Origin of the sequence: Fulverythrobacter fulvus, assembly GCF_037154085.1 — a bacterium.
In the GTDB taxonomy this organism is placed as follows: domain Bacteria; phylum Pseudomonadota; class Alphaproteobacteria; order Sphingomonadales; family Sphingomonadaceae; genus Andeanibacterium; species Andeanibacterium fulvum.
Window position 1 is genome coordinate 434,686 of the sequence record NZ_JBANRM010000003.1, and the last position, 16,318, is coordinate 451,003.

The 16,318-nt window shown below is 63.6% G+C and carries 14 protein-coding genes; 2 read left to right on the top strand and 12 right to left on the bottom strand.

What is annotated here, in order from left to right; all coding sequences use genetic code 11:
* Nucleotides 1-5: 5 nt before the first annotated feature.
* The 4 genes from ygiD to WFP36_RS11645 all read right to left on the bottom strand — a co-directional run bounded on the left by ygiD (nucleotide 6) and on the right by WFP36_RS11645 (nucleotide 4,887).
* Nucleotides 6-788, bottom strand: a complete 783-nt coding sequence (ygiD, locus tag WFP36_RS11630) for a 4,5-DOPA-extradiol-dioxygenase (protein ID WP_336980665.1) — start codon at nucleotides 786-788, stop codon at nucleotides 6-8.
* 201 nt (nucleotides 789-989) lie between these two features.
* A complete protein-coding gene (locus tag WFP36_RS11635; RefSeq protein WP_054529176.1) occupies nucleotides 990-1,475 on the bottom strand; it encodes a VOC family protein in 486 nt (161 codons plus the stop codon).
* Nucleotides 1,476-1,791: 316 nt separating this feature from the next.
* Complete coding sequence (locus tag WFP36_RS11640; RefSeq protein WP_336980666.1) at nucleotides 1,792-2,994, bottom strand: aromatic ring-hydroxylating oxygenase subunit alpha; 1,203 nt, start codon at nucleotides 2,992-2,994, stop codon at nucleotides 1,792-1,794.
* Between the two features lie 216 nt (nucleotides 2,995-3,210).
* Nucleotides 3,211-4,887: an ArnT family glycosyltransferase gene (locus tag WFP36_RS11645; RefSeq protein WP_336980667.1), complete on the bottom strand. Its 1,677-nt coding sequence runs from the start codon at nucleotides 4,885-4,887 to the stop codon at nucleotides 3,211-3,213.
* A gap of 29 nt (nucleotides 4,888-4,916) precedes the next feature.
* Here WFP36_RS11645 and rfbF point away from each other — a divergent pair, with 29 nt between their 5' ends.
* Together rfbF and rfbG are read left to right on the top strand one after the other, a co-directional pair.
* Nucleotides 4,917-5,690, top strand: coding sequence for a glucose-1-phosphate cytidylyltransferase (gene rfbF, locus WFP36_RS11650; protein WP_336980668.1), 774 nt, complete (start codon nucleotides 4,917-4,919; stop codon nucleotides 5,688-5,690).
* A complete protein-coding gene (rfbG, locus tag WFP36_RS11655) occupies nucleotides 5,654-6,769 on the top strand; it encodes a CDP-glucose 4,6-dehydratase (RefSeq protein ID WP_336980669.1) in 1,116 nt (371 codons plus the stop codon). Before rfbF ends, rfbG begins: the two co-directional genes overlap by 37 nt.
* 150 nt (nucleotides 6,770-6,919) lie before the next feature.
* Here rfbG and WFP36_RS11660 read toward each other — a convergent pair whose 3' ends face one another.
* The 8 genes from WFP36_RS11660 to WFP36_RS11695 are packed head-to-tail and all read right to left on the bottom strand — an operon-like array spanning nucleotide 6,920 to nucleotide 16,313.
* A complete protein-coding gene (locus WFP36_RS11660) occupies nucleotides 6,920-7,771 on the bottom strand; it encodes a class I SAM-dependent methyltransferase (protein ID WP_336980670.1) in 852 nt (283 codons plus the stop codon).
* Nucleotides 7,772-7,829: 58 nt separating this feature from the next.
* Nucleotides 7,830-8,246, bottom strand: coding sequence for a GtrA family protein (locus tag WFP36_RS11665; RefSeq protein ID WP_336980671.1), 417 nt, complete (start codon nucleotides 8,244-8,246; stop codon nucleotides 7,830-7,832).
* Nucleotides 8,243-10,066, bottom strand: a complete 1,824-nt coding sequence (locus WFP36_RS11670; protein WP_419716630.1) for a thiamine pyrophosphate-binding protein — start codon at nucleotides 10,064-10,066, stop codon at nucleotides 8,243-8,245. Before WFP36_RS11670 ends, WFP36_RS11665 begins: the two co-directional genes overlap by 4 nt.
* On the bottom strand, nucleotides 10,063-11,076 hold the full coding sequence (locus WFP36_RS11675) for an NAD-dependent epimerase/dehydratase family protein (protein WP_336980673.1): 1,014 nt from the start codon (nucleotides 11,074-11,076) through the stop codon (nucleotides 10,063-10,065). Before WFP36_RS11675 ends, WFP36_RS11670 begins: the two co-directional genes overlap by 4 nt.
* A complete protein-coding gene (locus tag WFP36_RS11680; protein WP_336980674.1) occupies nucleotides 11,073-12,389 on the bottom strand; it encodes a glycosyltransferase 87 family protein in 1,317 nt (438 codons plus the stop codon). Before WFP36_RS11680 ends, WFP36_RS11675 begins: the two co-directional genes overlap by 4 nt.
* Nucleotides 12,386-13,324 (bottom strand): glycosyltransferase family 2 protein, encoded by a 939-nt coding sequence (locus tag WFP36_RS11685; protein ID WP_336980675.1) that lies wholly within the window; start codon nucleotides 13,322-13,324, stop codon nucleotides 12,386-12,388. The genes WFP36_RS11680 and WFP36_RS11685 overlap by 4 nt, the downstream gene beginning before the upstream one ends.
* Nucleotides 13,321-14,442, bottom strand: a complete 1,122-nt coding sequence (locus WFP36_RS11690) for a capsule biosynthesis protein (protein ID WP_336980676.1) — start codon at nucleotides 14,440-14,442, stop codon at nucleotides 13,321-13,323. Before WFP36_RS11690 ends, WFP36_RS11685 begins: the two co-directional genes overlap by 4 nt.
* Complete coding sequence (locus WFP36_RS11695; RefSeq protein WP_336980677.1) at nucleotides 14,439-16,313, bottom strand: SLBB domain-containing protein; 1,875 nt, start codon at nucleotides 16,311-16,313, stop codon at nucleotides 14,439-14,441. Before WFP36_RS11695 ends, WFP36_RS11690 begins: the two co-directional genes overlap by 4 nt.
* Nucleotides 16,314-16,318 lie beyond the last annotated feature (5 nt).

Below are 16,318 nucleotides of genomic sequence, written 5' to 3' on the forward strand. Positions count from 1 at the left end.
GGGCATCAGGCGGCACCGATCAGGATGCTGGTCATCCCGAGGGATTTGTGATGAATGAAATTCGGCTCGAGCGTGGCCGTCTCGCCCGGATGGCGCGCGCCCAGAACATAGAGCAGCGGCCAGAAATGGTCGGGCGTCGGCACCGAGAGACGGGCATCGTCGCCCAGCTTGGCAAAGTCGATCACCGTTTCGGGCCGGTCTTCCACCACTGCATCGAGCATCGCAGTGTTGAAGCGTTCGGCCCAGGGATAGGGCGGTGCATCGCGATTATCCCAATCCATCGCCGGAAGATTGTGCACGATATTGCCCGTACCCATGATCAGCACGCCCTCGTCACGCAGAGGGCGCAAAGCCTTGCCGATTTCCCAGTGCTGGGCGGGCGTGAGAGTGATGTTCATGCCCAGCTGGACGACGGGAATGTCGGCTTCGGGATAGGCATGGACCAGGACGCTCCAGGTGCCGTGGTCCAGCCCCCAATTGGCGTCCAGCGCCACCGGCACCGGGTCGAGCAATTCGCGCACGCGCATTGCCAGCTCCGGATCGCCGGGGGCGGGATATTGCATGTCGAACAGCGCCTGCGGGAAAGCCCCGAAATCATGGATCGTGCGCGGCTGCGCCATTGCCGTCACGGCCGTGGCGCGCGTCAGCCAGTGGGCCGAGATGCACAGGATCGCCTTGGGCTTGCCGATCCTGCCGGCAATGGCGTTCCAGGCGGCCGTGGTATCGCTCTTTTCGAGCGCGACCATCGGGCTGCCATGACCGAAAAAAACGACCGGGAGGCGGCTCATGGGAGTTGCCTCCCGGTCGCTTGAAGAGTGCCGCAGGTGGACGGCAAACTCGGAATTTCTGTCATGGCTTCGCGCATCTGGAAGAGCGGCCCTGTGTTTAGTCTTGTTGATCAAAGGCTATGGAAAGCGGGGCGAAACGGTCTTGCATATTCACGCACAAGATGTTGGCGAGCCGGCTTCCGGCGCCCCCGCGTCACATGATTATTCGCGGGTGTAATCCTCTGGAATAACGGGGTTTTCACCGGCCTTCACCCACAGCACCACTTCATTGCCCCACGGATCGGCGAAGGCGTGGTTGAAGCCGTTGAACTCGGCCCAATAGTGGTTACGCCACAGAATCTTGGCGCCCAGCTTCTCTGCGGTTTCGAGAATGCGCTCGTGAGAATCGTCGTCGCTGACCAGCACCCAGAAGCGCGGCTTGCGGCCTTCCGTGGCAATGAAGCGCGGCTCCACTCCATAGGGTTCCGGATGCGGGCGCATATTGGCGACATTGGCGATGCCCATGTGGAGATTGCCGATTTCGCTGTCCGTGCCGTCCTTCTTCTTGAAGAAGCCGCCGGGCACCATGCGATGATACTTGCCCATCGGGCGCGCATCGTTTTCCCAGCCGAAGACCTGGGCGTAGAACTCACCGGCGGCGTTCGGATCGTCGGCCGGAATGTCGAAGAAGATCAGCGTATTGGTCATCGAAACCCCTGATGTGCAGAATGGGAAACCTCGTGTGATTTCCGCTATCAGGAGTGGCGGTTGCCCGGCTGGCGCGCTGGCGAACAAATTCTTGATTTTCCCAGCCCGAGAAACGGAACGGCACTCGTTCCGTCGCATTGCTCATCGGTTTCGGGCGGGAGTTCCCCCGGAGTCCGGCGGGAGGAGGCAAGCACGGCTCGCCCGTGGCATCTATCAGGGAAATTGCGCCCCTATCTCGCCGGGGCCGGAATCGAAGCGCCGGCCGCAAAGGTCGCGGGGGGCAGCCCGCGGACCCTGCGACCGGCGCAAAGAGTAATCAGGACGTGGCGTGCAGCTTCGTGACCGGAGCAGCCGGGCCGCGGCGGCGATCCCATTCGGCCATGTAGCGATCGACCAGCCAGACGTTGAACTGGCGCTGGGCGTCTTCCTGCCAGCTATAGCGGCCACGCGGCGCAAACTTCGAGCCGAGGCCCTGCTGCACCAGCAGATCGGTGTGCAGATCCTGCGCAAAGATCGAATTGGTGTAGTCGCTCGTCACCTTCGCCTTGGTTTCGAACAGCGGGTCTTCCATTGCCTCGGGAAGATAGAGACTGCCGAAGGTCACCTTGTGCGTGGTAGCCGAAACTGCATCCATGATGATGTAGATCGCCACGTCATTGGTGATCACCAGCGAGAGGCTGGGCGGCAGGTTCACGAACAGCAGGCGATTCTGCTCTTCCTCGCTCAGCTTCGGGAAGACCGGGAACAGCGCCTTTTCCGTGGGATTGAAGGCCGCATTCTTATGCAGGGTGCCGTTGAGGCGGTAATAGCCTGCCGTGCCCTTGGGCACTTCCGGGAAGCTCGCCTTGGAGCTGGGAATGTAATCGTGCAGCCCCTGGTGGAGGCGGCTGGCGTGATAGCCGTCATTGTTGTTTTCGAACTGGACCTTCCAGTTCCAGGCGAAATTCTCGACGACCGGCTCGGGCCCGCGCAACTTTTCCAGCTCGTAATTGGCGACGACCGGCTCCAGCGGAGCGAGGCGCGAGACAAGCGCTTCCGCATCCGGATCGAAATTGACGAACACGAAGCCGTGCCACAGCTCGACCTTCAGTTTGGGAAGATTGTTCTTCGCCTTGTCGAAATTGCACGTCTTGTTCATCGCCGGAGCGCCGACCAGCTTGCCGTCCAGGTCGTAGGTCCAGTGGTGATAGGGGCAGATGAAGGCGCGGGCATTGCCCTTGCCTTCGGCCACCAGCATCGCGCGGTGCTGGCACACGGCCGACATGGCCTGGATATTGCCTTCGCGGTCGCGAGCGATGATGATCGGCTCATTCGCGTGGCTGGCGGTGAAATAGTCACCCGAGGCAGGAATCCATTCCTCGCGGCCGACGCAGAGCCATTCGCGATAGAACAGCGCCTCTTTCTCGAAGCGATAGAATTCTTCGCTGATGTAGATTTCCGGCGGCAGGGTTTCTGCCTCTTCCGTGGGTATCACGGAGGTAGCGAAACTGTCGAAGAACTGGTCGGTTAGTAGTGTCATTGTGACCTCGATCCTGTGCATGCCTATTGTGCAGCGCACAATGCGAGTCGCGCAAGAGCTCGCATGTGCGGCACTCGAAACCCGGAAATCCGGCACGAATCCGACTTTCCGCGTTGCAACATACGTTGGAGAGCCCCGCGCGGCTTTGCATTGCGCGAGCAAATTCTTGTCCGTCAGCAACACGCATGACGTGCGCGTGTGGACAAGTTTCCGGGGTCAGCCCGGGCAGGAAGGGCCGCTATTTTCCTCGGTCGGAAAGGCGATGACCACGATCTCGGGTCCGCCGGATTTCCCGCTCAATGGCTTGATTACACTACATATCCTGCCCTGCTCCGCCATTCGCTCATACAGGGCGTATTCCGCCGGAAAGCGTGAGCGCTCGGCCCGATAGACGCTGATGTGAGAGAAGATCGCAAAATTCACCTTGCAAGTGGAGAGGCGCGCCGGATCGACATGGGCGAAATCCACCACCGGGCTGCCCTGGCGGGAATCCTCCACCTGATCGGCGGAAATCTGCCCTGCCAGCATCGCGCGGGCATCGACGCAGCCTGCCTTGCCCAAGGGGAAGAGCACTTTCCAGGGACCTTGCAGCAGGTCGATGGCAGCATGTTCGACAAGCACCGTAGAACCGGGCGGGACATGGGTTCTGACCCAGTCACTGGCGATCTGGCGCGTATCGTGGCGGCGTTCTTCCGCTCGCGCGAGGCTGGCATGCAGCATGGGCAGGGACAGGGCCGCGAGCGCCGAGAAAGCCAGAAATTCTGCGAGTTTTTCTCGCTTTTGCACCAGCAGGCCGATAGCCGGGCCACCCATCCAGCCCAGCCCCAGCGCAAGGAAGGGAAGCACCGGCACCAGCCAGCGCTCCCAGATGAGGTGCTGGGTCGAAATCACCAGCAGGAATGCCGCAAATCCGGGAGCTACTGCCCATAGCCAGACCCTGTCGCGCAGCAGGGCCACAATTGCACCCAGCGCGGCCAGAACGAGGCCCACCGCGCCAAAGGAAGCGGCCAGCGGCGCGGAGATATACCAGCCGAAATTGTGCAACACCCCGCCCCCGGTCGCACCGGGATGGAACGGGCGTGCCTCGCCGGAAAGATCGCGCAGGACGATATCGTAGCTCAGCAGCAGATAAGGCGAGACTACGAACAAGGTGAGCACCGGCACCGCCATCACCACCAGCACAAGCCGCCGGTCATCCCCCTGCTTCACCACACGCCAGAGCGCGGCGCCCAGCGGGCTGAGGGCAATCACTGCCGCCGGCCATTTGGTGGCGCAGGCGAGCCCGGCAAAGATGCCCGCCAGCACGTAATGGCGCAGCTTGCCCTCCCGCATGATGGCGATGGATTGCAGCACGCACAGCAGCATAAATAGGCTGGCCTGCACATCGGTGCGGATCACCTGCGACCATGAGATGTGGACGGCATTCACCGCCAGAGCCAGTGCGGCCACCAGTCCCGCGCGCGGCCCCCACAGGCGCTTGCCGATGAGATAGACCAGCCACACACAGGCCACGCCATTGGCCACGATGAACAACCGGGCGGGCAGGAACACGAGGCCGGGATCGAGATGCACCGCCGCGCCGAAATCCGCGATACTGTCAAAGCGGCCGCTCAGCAGGCCGAAACCGGCCACGCCCACCATTACCAGCGCGAGGCTGTAGAGCGTGATCGTCCCCGGATGGCCGAACCATTGCGGATCGAAAGAACCTCGATCCAGCATGGAATAGGCCAGCATCATGAACAGCGGCTCGTCAGGGTCGTTGAGCGCGGGCAGGCCGAAGGCCACTCCATCCACTCTCAGCCATGTGGCGAGCACAAGAATGGCAGCGACCGGCCCATTGTGAACCAGCAGGTGCAAAAGGCGGTTACGGTTGGGCGCGGATGGCTTCGTCATAGTCTCGAACGACATGACGTGGAGGATCGATGCAAACCGTAATTCTGGCCGGCGGTCTTGGCACCCGCATTGGCGAGGAAACCGCAACGCGCCCCAAGCCGATGGTGGAAATCGGCGGGATGCCGATCCTGTGGCATATCATGAAGATTTATTCCGCCAGCGGCTTCAACGATTTCGTGATCTGCCTGGGCTATAAGGGTTATGTCATCAAGGAGTTCTTCGCGAACTACTTCCTGCAAACCTCCGATGTGACCATCGATCTGCGCAATGGCAACGGGATGGAAATCCACAATGCCCGCAGCGAGCCATGGCGCATCACGCTGGTGGAAACCGGCCCCGACACCATGACCGGCGGTCGCCTTGCCGCCGTGCGTCCCTATCTCGACCCCGACGAGCCCTTCTGTTTCACTTATGGCGACGGGGTGGCCGATATCGACATCGCCGCGCTGGTGGAATTCCACAAGAGCCATGGCGAGCGCGCCACCATCACTTCGGTCTCTCCGCCCGGGCGCTTTGGCGCGCTGGCCTTCGACCAGCAGCGCGTAACCGGCTTTCGCGAAAAGCCCAATGGCGATGGCGGGCGGATCAATGGCGGCTTCTTCGTAGCGCATCCTTCAGTGCTGGACCTTGTCGATGGACCGCATGTTCCGTGGGAATCCGAACCGCTGGAACGGCTGGCCAGCGGAGGAGAACTGATGGGTTATCGCCATGACGGCTTCTGGCAGCCCATGGATACGATGCGCGACAAGCTCTATCTCGAAGACCTGTGGAACAGCGGGGCCGCGCCGTGGAAACGCTGGTGAGCCCGGTCTGGGCGGGCCGCCGGGTCTTCCTGACCGGCCATACCGGCTTCAAGGGCAGCTGGCTGGCCCTGTGGCTGCACGCCATGGGTGCGCGGGTCACGGGCTATTCCCTGCCTGCCCCTACCGAACCGAGCCTGTTCGATGCCGCCCGCGTTGCGGAGACCCTGCACCATATCGAAGGCGATGTGCGCGATGCCGCGCATCTTGCCTCTGCCGTGGAGCAGGCCCGGCCGGAAGTGATCTTCCACTTCGCCGCCCAGCCGCTGGTGCGGCTTTCCTATGAAGACCCGGCAGGCACCTATGCCACCAATGTGATGGGCACAGTGCACCTGCTGGAAGCCGCCCGCGCGGTGCCGGGGGTGAAGGCAGTAGTCTCGATCACTTCCGACAAATGTTACGAGAATCGCGAGTGGCACTGGCCCTATCGCGAAAACGACCCGATGGGCGGATATGATCCCTATTCCAGCAGCAAGGGCTGCGCGGAACTGGTCGTCTCGGCCTGGCGGCGCTCGTTTTTCGCTGGCGAAGGCCCATTGCTCGCCTCAGGTCGGGCGGGCAATGTGATCGGCGGCGGAGACTGGGCGGCCGACCGCCTGATCCCCGATCTTGTCCGCGCATTCGAAGCAGGCGCCGCGCCCCTGATCCGCTCCCCCCATTCGGTGCGCCCGTGGCAGCATGTGCTGGAGGCCCTGCGCGGCTATATCATGCTGGCAGAGCGCCTGCTGGCGGGCGAGCGCGCCTTTGCCGATGGCTGGAACTTCGGCCCTTCGGACGAGGATGCCCAGCCTGTGCAATTGATCGTCAATCGCATGGAAGCGCGCTGGGGCGGCACGATCCCGGCAGAGCGGCAGGCGGGCGCCCATCCGCACGAGGCTGGGCTGCTACGGCTCGATTGCTCGAAGGCACGTGGAATGCTCGGCTGGAAGCCCGCGCTGCCGCTGGAAAGCGCGCTCGACTGGATCGTCGAATGGCACAAGGCTGTCGGTAACGGAGCCGGTGCGCGGGCAGTGACGCTGGAGCAGATCGCCGCCTATGCGGGATTGTGCGGGGATGGGAACGGGCTCTCAGCGGCGGCTTGATTCCCTTGCTCCTTGCGTCCTTCGACAGGCTCAGGACGAACGGAGCCTGGCCTCACCTTCGTCATTCCCGCGCAGGCGGGAATCCAGATCAACGGTTGCCTCTGGATTCCCGCCTGCGCGGGAATGACGAAGGTCGCAAAAGATTGGACCCTAACCCGGCGCCCGCGCCAGTGTCAGGATATTCCCCAAGGGCAGCCGCACAGGAAACGAAGGCAGCGACACCTTGCCCAGCGGCACGCCCACGGCCTGTGCGCCCTGTCGGACGAGAAAATCGCTGGGGAACAGATTGCTGCTGCCCGTCACTTCAACCCGTTCAAGCCCCGCGCGTTGGAGCACGGTCTTCATCGTCGCCGGGCTGAAAAGCTGCGGATGTTGCAGGCAGAAGGGTGGCCATTTACGGCCCAGAATCCGCCGCAGCAATGAAGCCTCATTATGAGTGACGATCGCCAGCATCCCGCCGGGCCGCAGCTTCGCGCGAATCTGGGTGAGAAGCGGTAGGGGATCGAGCAGATGGTCCAGCACATGGACCATCACGGCAAGACCCACCGCGCCTTCAGGCACGGCTGAAAGATCGTCCATACGGCTTTCCAGCGTCACCGCTCCGGTCCCTGCAGTGGCCCGCAGCAGGCTGTGGACCGCGCGGTTCGGTTCATAGAGCCAGAAATGCCCGAAACTGCCCCGTCGGGCCGCCTCTGCCGTCATGTGGCCCACATCCGGGCCAATCTCCAGATAATCGCCCGCAAGCTCCCCCGCACGGGCAATGGCATCGAAATAGCCGCGCTGGGTGGCCTCGATCATCGAACGGGGCACCATGTCCATATTGGGCGCCAGTTCGGAATAGAGATCGGCCAGCGCGTGCGCGGTGAAATAGACCGGGTTGTAAAGCAGCCCGCAAATGGCGCAGCGGCGATAGGAGAAGAACACCGGTTCCTTGTCCAGCCCGGCCCAGAGCGGGCGCAACTGGGCGAGCGGAAGATGTTCGGCCACCCGGTGACTCGCCATCTCCGTCTCCCCCGACCACGATCCGCAACAGGGGCACAGGCGCCGCAGGAATGCAGGCTCAGTCACGCCCATTCCCCCGTTCGGCAAAGGTCACACGGCTATGCCAGAACCAGCTTCCAGCGATTACCAGACAGGCAAAGCCGGTCTGCGCAATCGCGGGGGGAATGCGGGCGAGTTCCACCAGCAGCGGCAGTGCGGCCCAGTTCGCGGCATAGTTCATCAGGTAGAAGCCGGAAAACGCCCCAAATTCGCGCATCACATTGCCCCGAGTGCGGAACACCCCGAGCTTGTAGGTCATGAAGGCGAACAGCAGGCACACCACCTGAGACACGCCCAGCGCCACCAGATAGTGCCGGTGGAAGAAGGGCACGGACCAGACCAGCGCTGGATAGAAGGCCAGGCCGACCGCCGTGTTCAGCGCCCCTGCCGCCAGAAAGCGCAGCGGACGGCCGCCAAGGGAGAGTGCGCGGCTCATTCCTCGTCCATCAGTTCGATACGCATATTCTCGCGCAGCACCTCGCGCGGGAGGAAAGGCGAAAGGTCTTCCAGCGCGGGCGAAGTGATGCGGCCGTCCGGATGAGACTTGGCGCCCAGCTTCGGAGCGAAGGACACGTCCTCGTCCACGAACAGCTCGCACAGCACCGGGCCTTCCGTGGCGAGCGCGGCGGACACTGCGCCAGGCAATTCGTTATGCGAACGGGCACTGAAATAGGCGAAGCCAAAGGCATCGGCCAGGCGCGCGAATTCCGGGAAGGTCACATTGCTCTTAGGACCGCCGCCCACTTCGACGCCGTTGAAGAAATTACGGTGCGTCTGGAAGATCGAGACATAGCCGGAATTATTGATCACGAAGACCTTCACCGGCAGGCCGTATCCGGCGATGGTCTGCATCTCCTGCAAATTCATCATGATGCTGCCGTCACCGGCGAGGGCGACCACCCGGCGCGTGCCCCCCGTGGCAGCGCATACGCCGATGGCCGCGGGCAGATCATAGCCCATGGTGGCGCAGCCGGAATTGGTCCACAGGCGCTGGCCTTCGCGGATATGGGCTGTCTGGAACCCGATCACGCAGGCGCTGCCATTGCCGGTAACGACGATGTCGTCGTCACCCAACTGGCGGAACAGCTCGTCCAGCGCGACATAGGGGTGCATCAGCTGCGAGTGGCTGTGATATTCCGGCAGCACCACGGGGAAGCGCCGCACCCGCTCGCGAGACCATTCGAGCCATTCCTTATGGACCTCGCCGGGGCCATCATAGTCGGCCGCCAGCAATTCAGGCAGCAAGTCCGCCAGATCGGCCACCACGGGCATGTCGGGCACGACATTGGGCTTGCTCAGTTCCAGCGGATCTATGTCCACCCAGATCTTGAACGCCTCGCGCGCGAAGCTCTGCCAATTATAGCTGACCTGCCGGATGTTGAGCCTGCTGCCGAGCACCAGCAGCAGATCCGCGCTCTGCGTCACCATATTGCCGCCGCGATCACCCACTGTGCCGGGCTTACCGCAGTTGAGCGGGTGATCGGTCCACAGCGCGTCATGCGCGTTCCAGCCGGTGACGACCGGAATGCCGAGTTTCTCGATCAGGCGGAGGAACTGGTCATGCGCGCCACTCAACCGCACCCCGCCGCCTGCGAACACCACCGGCCGCTGCGCCGAAGCGACCATGGCGAGAATGGCGGACGCCGCGCTTTCCAGGTCGGTCTGCTTCCACGGCTCGTCCAGCTCGGCGGGATCAAAGCCGGGGAGCAGATCGCCCGGGTCGATCTTCGCAGCCTGCACGTCGAGCGGAATATCGAGCCACACCGGGCCGGGCCGCCCGCTCTTCGCCAGATAAATCGCTTTTTCGAGGTGATAACGGATCGAGCGCGGATCGGTGACCATCGCGGCATATTTGGTGACCGGGCGGACGATCGGCTCGATATCCAGTTCCTGATCGCCATATTGCCGCAGCGGCAGGCCCGTGTGGCGCACCGTGGTTTCCATCTTCACCTGGCCTGAAATGACCACCATGCCGATGGAATCGACATAGGCCCCATAGACGCCGGTGATAGCATTCGTGCCGCCCGGGCCGGAGGTAACGTTCACGACCGCCAGCTTGTTGGTCAGCCGGTAATAGGCCTCCGCCGCCATCGACAGTGCCTGTTCGTGATGAGTGAACGTGGTCTTGAGGCCCGGATGCGTACCCAGCGAGTGGTTGAGGTGCATCGCGCCGCCGCCCGTCAGCATGAAGACATCGGCAATGCCGTGCTCCACCAGCGTCTGTGCCACCCAGTCTGAAAGTTTGATCGTGCTCACTTGGTCCATCCATTGGCAAGGGCCGTGCGCCGGATCGCCTCTGCGAGAGGCACCGTGGGGCGCAGGCCAAGGTCGCGGCGGATCGCCGCTGTCGAAGGTACGTAACGGCCGGGGTTCCAGCCGGGATCGGGCTGGCCCAGCACGTCGACGCCGGGTCCGCCGAGGACATCCGCGGTCAGCCGGGCGAGATCGGCGATGGAGACCGCCTCTTCCGATCCGCAATTATAGGCCGAACCCGCCGGAGCATCGGCCAGCACGGTCCACAGCCATGCGGCAAGATCGGCGGCATAGAGGTAGGATCGCACTGCCTGGCCGGAGCTTTCCACCCGGATACGCCGCCCCTCCATCGCGTCGCGGATGAAATTGCCGGCGGCGAAATGGGTATCGAGCGGCAGCATCGGCCCGAGCAGAGCGAAGATGCGTGCGCTGACCGTGTCGAGCCCGAATTGGTGACGATAGATGGCGCAGAGGGTCTCTGCCGCCCGCTTGCCCTCGGCATAGCAGGACTTGGGATCGGCGAGGTCGGGCCCACCCATCCAATCCTCGGGAATATGCGTCATTTCAGGCGGCTGTGCGCCATAGATCGCACCCGAACTCATGAAAAGATAACGCCTCGCACCACTCTGCAAGGCAAAGTCCAAAGTGCGGCGCGTGCCATCGAGGATCGTATCGAACATACGCCGGGGATCCTTGGCGGTGAGCGCCGCGCTGGCGTCCGTAGCGCCATGAATTACATAGCTGAAGTTACCTTGAGGTTTGCGAAAATCGGCCGTATCTCCTTGAATAAGCGAGAAACGTTCCGCCAGATGCGGTGCCGACTGGGCAAAGCGCACCGGGTTGCGGCTGAGCAGCAAAACCTCCGTCTTCACCGGTGCAGCAGCCAGTGCTTCCAGCATCCAGCGGCCGATAAAGCCGGTTCCCCCGGTCATGAAGATGCGCGCGCCGTCAAACCTGGGCCAGACGGGCGCAAGGGCGTCCACGACCGCCGCAATATCCTGCCGCACGATCATGCCGCCGCCAGCCCCAGCGTCGGACGAGAGGTCGCATGGGCGCGCGCCACTTGCGCGATGGCATCCAGCGACAATGACCAGACGATAACGATGATCAGGCCCGGCCGCGCGAAATGGCCATAGGTCAGGCCGAATTGCGGATTGACCGTCCGTTCGCCCAGCCAACTCGTGCTGGTGATCTGCAAGACAGACGCCAGCACCACGTCGCCCACCAGGCACAACAGATAGGCGCACAGGATCGCGAGCGACGGACCGAGCCGCTTCATCGGCTCCATAAACACAAGGAACAGCAGGAACAGCTGCGTATATCCGCCGGGTGACTGCGTCACCAGATAGGCCCCCAGCAACAGCGCAGCGATGCGGCTGGCGGGCAAGGCACGCGGCTGGAGCCATGCCGCCACTAGCGCCGCCAGCGTCACCACCTGCGTCAGCCGGATCGCCAGCGGTACGGCAAACTCGATTGCCTCGATCGTGCGCGAAGGTACGAAGTCCAGCAGCGGGACCTGCGCCTGCCGCATGGTAAGCAGGGGGGCATAGCTCGTCGAATAATTGACCTCGTTCCACACCTGCCCGCTCTGGAAGACGATCCAATTGGCCGTGTTGGAGGCGATTTCCCCCGGCGTGCCCGAGCCGACCAGCGCCAGCGTCACGAGATACAGCGCCACTGTTGCGATCCCTGCCAGTTCCAGCATCCGCCACCGCCTGCGCACCGCGAGTTCCAGCACCGGCAGCACCAGATAGGGCTTGAAATTGATCGTCACCGCTGCGGCCAGCCCCCGCCACAGGCGCGATTGCAGCAGCGGGCCGTGCGCGAGCACGAAGCAGGCAAAACAGGCGAGGATCAGATTGCCCCGCTCCAGCGTGAAAAGCAGCGGCAGGCCCAGCCCCAGCGCGATAGTGCGCCAGGGGGCGGTCACACGGTCGATCCGGCGCAGGCTGAACCAGATGAGCGCCACGTTCAGCAGGTAAAACCCGATCAGGGTCGCCCTGCCCAGCCAGTCGCAATCGCGCGCGTAGAAGGGCGACTGGAGATAGCAGCTCTTCAGGCTGAAAAGGTCGAGGAAGACGAAGGACAGTGGCGGATAGATACTGCGCCACACATCGTAGATGCCTCGATTATTCGCCCAATAGGCAGTGTTGAACCAGTCCATGAAGGTGTCGTTCGTGTCGAGCACGAAAGGCTGCGGCAGATAGCCGTGATCCAGGAAGAACGCCGCCGTCATGCCAAGGCTGGCCAGCACCGCCAGTGCCAGCACGATCTCGAGCAATAGCGGCCAGAAGCGGCGCCCCCCGCCAGCCTCCGCGTGGGTCATCGCGCGCCTGCCGGGAAATTGATCCGCTCATCCTCGACCACCAGCGGCACATTGCGGCTACGCTCGCTCAGCAGGCGGACCTGTTCGGCCACCAGCCCGATGGACAGCATGATGAGCGTCATCGACGCCGTTGCCAGCCCGAACAGGGCAAGCTCGCCAGCAGGTCCGGCCAGGAACAGGGCAACGATCGTAGCGATCACCAGCCCGAGCGTCGCCAAGCCGAAGAAACCGGCTGCGAAGAGCGGCAGGCGCAGCAGCGAACGGGTCGATCCGGCGAGCGCCGACATGGCGAAGGAAAACAGGGTCCGGAAACCGTTCTTGCTCTCGCCCGCCGCGCGGGGCGGCCGGTCGAAGGGGATCACGGTCAGGCGGAAACCCACTTCCACCAGCATGCCGCGAAAGAACGGCTCCGGTTCGTTCCACGCCGCCAGCGCATCCACTACCTTGCGGTCGAACAGGCCGAAGCCGGTCGCGCCGGGAATGATCGGCTGGTCCCCGAAGCGGGTAAGGAAGGCATAGCCCGCCTTGCGAACCGCACGCAGCACCAGCGAGGAAGGTTCGCTGCGCCGCTGCCCCAGCACTACCTGCGCGCCCTTGCGCCATTCCTCGACGAAGCGGCCGATCATTTCGGGTGGGTCCTGGAAATCGGCGCACATGCCGATCACTGCCTCGCCGCTCGCCTGATAGATGCCATAGGTCGGGCTGCGCATCTGGCCGTAATTGCGGCTGTTGAAGATTGCGCGAATGCGTCCGTCCTCGCGGCACAGCTGCCGGATGATCTGTCGCGTATCGTCAGTGGAGCAATTGTCGATCAGCACGATCTCATGCGAACGGACGACTTTCTGGGCCTCCAGCGTCACCGCCGCGCAGATCGCCCGGACATTCTCCTCCTCGTTGAAGCAGGGAATGACGATCGAAAGCTCAGGCCGGGTCATGCGCCGTCCTCCCCGTCCTTGCGGGAAAGCCAGGGCAGGCGAATGCCGGTGGCCGGGGCATAGATTTCCGTGAAGGCGGCCAGCAAAAACAGGAAAGCCAATGCCGCGACGGCGGGGATGTTGAACTTGCGATCTGCATCCAGCCGGGCGGCCTCGATCACCTGCACATCGGTGGCAGTATCGCCAGCCAGCGTTTCCACCGCCACTTCCTCGGACGAACGCGAATAGACTTCATACAAAGCCTGAGCGAAGCGATAGTCGCGATAGAGGTCGATATATTCGCCAGAAACCGCCGAAAGCCCGGCCACGTTCGGCCCGGCCGCGTCGGTGCTGGGCTGCGCGGTGCGGCCGATTTGCGCCTGAAGCGAGGCGATTTCGGACTGGACTGCGGCAAGGCGCGGATTTTCAGGGCCAAGGAAGCCGCTGAGCGTCTGCAGTTCGACCTTCTTGGCCTGCAATTGCGCCTGAAGCCCAGCACGCAGCGAAATTTCGGTGCCGAGTTGCGCTTCGGGCGCGGCGAGGTTGTTCTTGCGGCGGAAGGCTTCCAGCGCGGCCTCGGCCTTCGCAACCTTGGTGGAGGCATCGGCAAAGCGCTGCTCGATCACGCGGCGCTTGCGCTCGGTCCGGTCGCGGCCCAGCGCCACGATCCGGTCGCTGATCGCACCGCTATAGGCCTTGGTCAGGGCCTCGGCCTCGGCGGCGTCATGGCTGCGGGTTTCGACCTCGATGATCCCGCCGGTCAGCGAATGGATATCGACCATCTTGTCCAGCCCGACGCGGGCGGAGCGTTCGCTGGCATAATCGCCCTTCTCCACCAGCTTCAGCCGCCGGATGACATCGCTGCTGACTTCGCTGCTGCGGGCGATGGCCAGATACATGTCCACCGGCTGCTTGGCCCCGCCCAGCAAGGCGGCAACGCCGGAGAAGCCTCCGGCATAGGAACTGGTCATGCTGCCGAGACCCAGGCTGTTCACATCCTGCGGCACCACCTTGGAGCGGGCGACATAGGGCTGCGGCACCACGCACAACACCGCCGCCAGCAAAGCAACGCCTGCATAGGCGCGGCGGCGCTTGCGCGGATCGGCCAGGATGGCCTTCATCTGATCGACCCGGTTCATTCGACGATGCTCTTCACGGAAGCGAGGCCGATCAGGCCGCCGAACAGGCTGCCGGTGATGTCGCGCAGCCGCGCCCAGAATTCGCCGCGATTTGCCTCGATCGGGATGAATACCAGATCGCCCGGCAGCGCCTTGGCGTTCAGCGTGCGCTTGCCGTCCGCCAGCACGGTGCCATTGGCGCGGACCACGAAGATCTCGCCCTTGTCGCCCAGCTTCTGAATGCCGCCCGCAAGGTTCACATAATCGCGGATCTGTCGTCCATCGGCATAGGAGAAAGAGGCCGGCGTCGGCACTGCACCGAACACGCCCACCGTGACCGGACGGGGGGGCACATAGATCGTATCGTTATTCTCGAGAATAAGCTCCCGCGGCAGGTCAGCGGCGCTGACGGGCAGGTCGAACACCAGCCGCCCGGTTGGCTCACGCTCGCGCATCTGGGCCACGACCGAGCGGATCAGCTCGATATTGGCGGGCTGCACGCGCTGGGCCCTATCCACCGAGGTAAGCGGCTGCGCGGTCAGCAGCATCTCCACATCCTGGATCGCCCGTTCGAAACTGGCCTGCTGCTGCTGGCGCACGCTCTCTCGCGTGATGACGCTGGCATAGGGAAACGCCTCGCTGGTAAGCCCGCCGGCGCGCTGAAGCACTTCGTCCAGCGTGGCGCCGGGGCGGAAGTAATAACGGCCGGGTTTCGCCACTTCGCCGCCGATGGTGACGAGGAGCGATTGCTGCTGCAGCGGGCGGGCGATCCCGGCATTGCTGACCACGCGGATGATCTCGCCGCGCTTCGCAGGGCGTGCCTGCGCATCGGCGGCGGAGATTTCCTCCCACCCCGTGCCGCTCTGACCCAGTGGATCGAACACCATCAGGCGGCTGCGATCGGCGATCGTGTTGACCCCGCCCGCATAGAGCAGAGCATCGGACAGGGTTTCGTTCGGGGCGAGTTCGAAGATCGCCTCGCGATTGACGCTGCCGGTGACGGCCACCTGCTCGCCAGCCGGGGCGATATAGATCACGTCCCCGTTCTGCAGCACGGCGTCGCCTCTGCGGTCGCCCTTCATCAACAGGTCGTAAAGATCGAAATCGGAAACCAGCTCACCATTGCGGCGCAACTGGATGGAACGGAAACTGCCGCCGGAAGAGGGCCCGCCGGCAGCGAGCACCGCATTCACCAGCGTCGAGAGACTGCCGACCGTGAAGGAACCGGGCGTCGCAGCAAAGCCTGTGACATAGACAGTCACACCCTTGAGCCGGGCCACGGTCACTTCCAGTTCGAAGCTGCGATATTGGCGCGAAACCTCGCGCGCGATCACCTGGCGCAGATCGCCGTAACGCACTCCCCCGACCATGATCGAGCCAACCTTGGGCACGAAGATGCGTCCCTCGCCGTCGATGGTGAGTTGCAGGTCGCTCGCCTGTACGGAACCCGCCAGCGACAGGCGAATGCGGTCGCCGGGGTTCAGGCGGTAATCCGGCGGGATCGCGGCCACGGGTGGCGGCGTGAAATCGCGCGCAGAGGGGATCAGCAGTTCCGAACCGAAGCGGCGCAGTGGCTTGCCCGCCATTTCGGAAACATAGCTCTCGAACTCGCTGGGCGGCGGAGCCTTGGTCAGCACCTTGGCGGGTTTCGCCGGGGATGCAGATGGATCGTCCTGCGGCGCAGAGGACCTGCCGCCATCGAGCACATCCGGCTCGAATGCAGGCATTTGCGCGGACGAGACTCCCGGCACCTGCGTCTCGCTGCCTGTATCGCTGCGCGCGGCCGCGCCCTGCTGCTGGCCAGGATCGACCGGCAGTGCGAGTTGCGCCGTCGCCTGCGTGGCGAGCAGGGCAATAGCCAGCGCGAAGGCGGATGCAATTCTCCCCGGCATGGCGA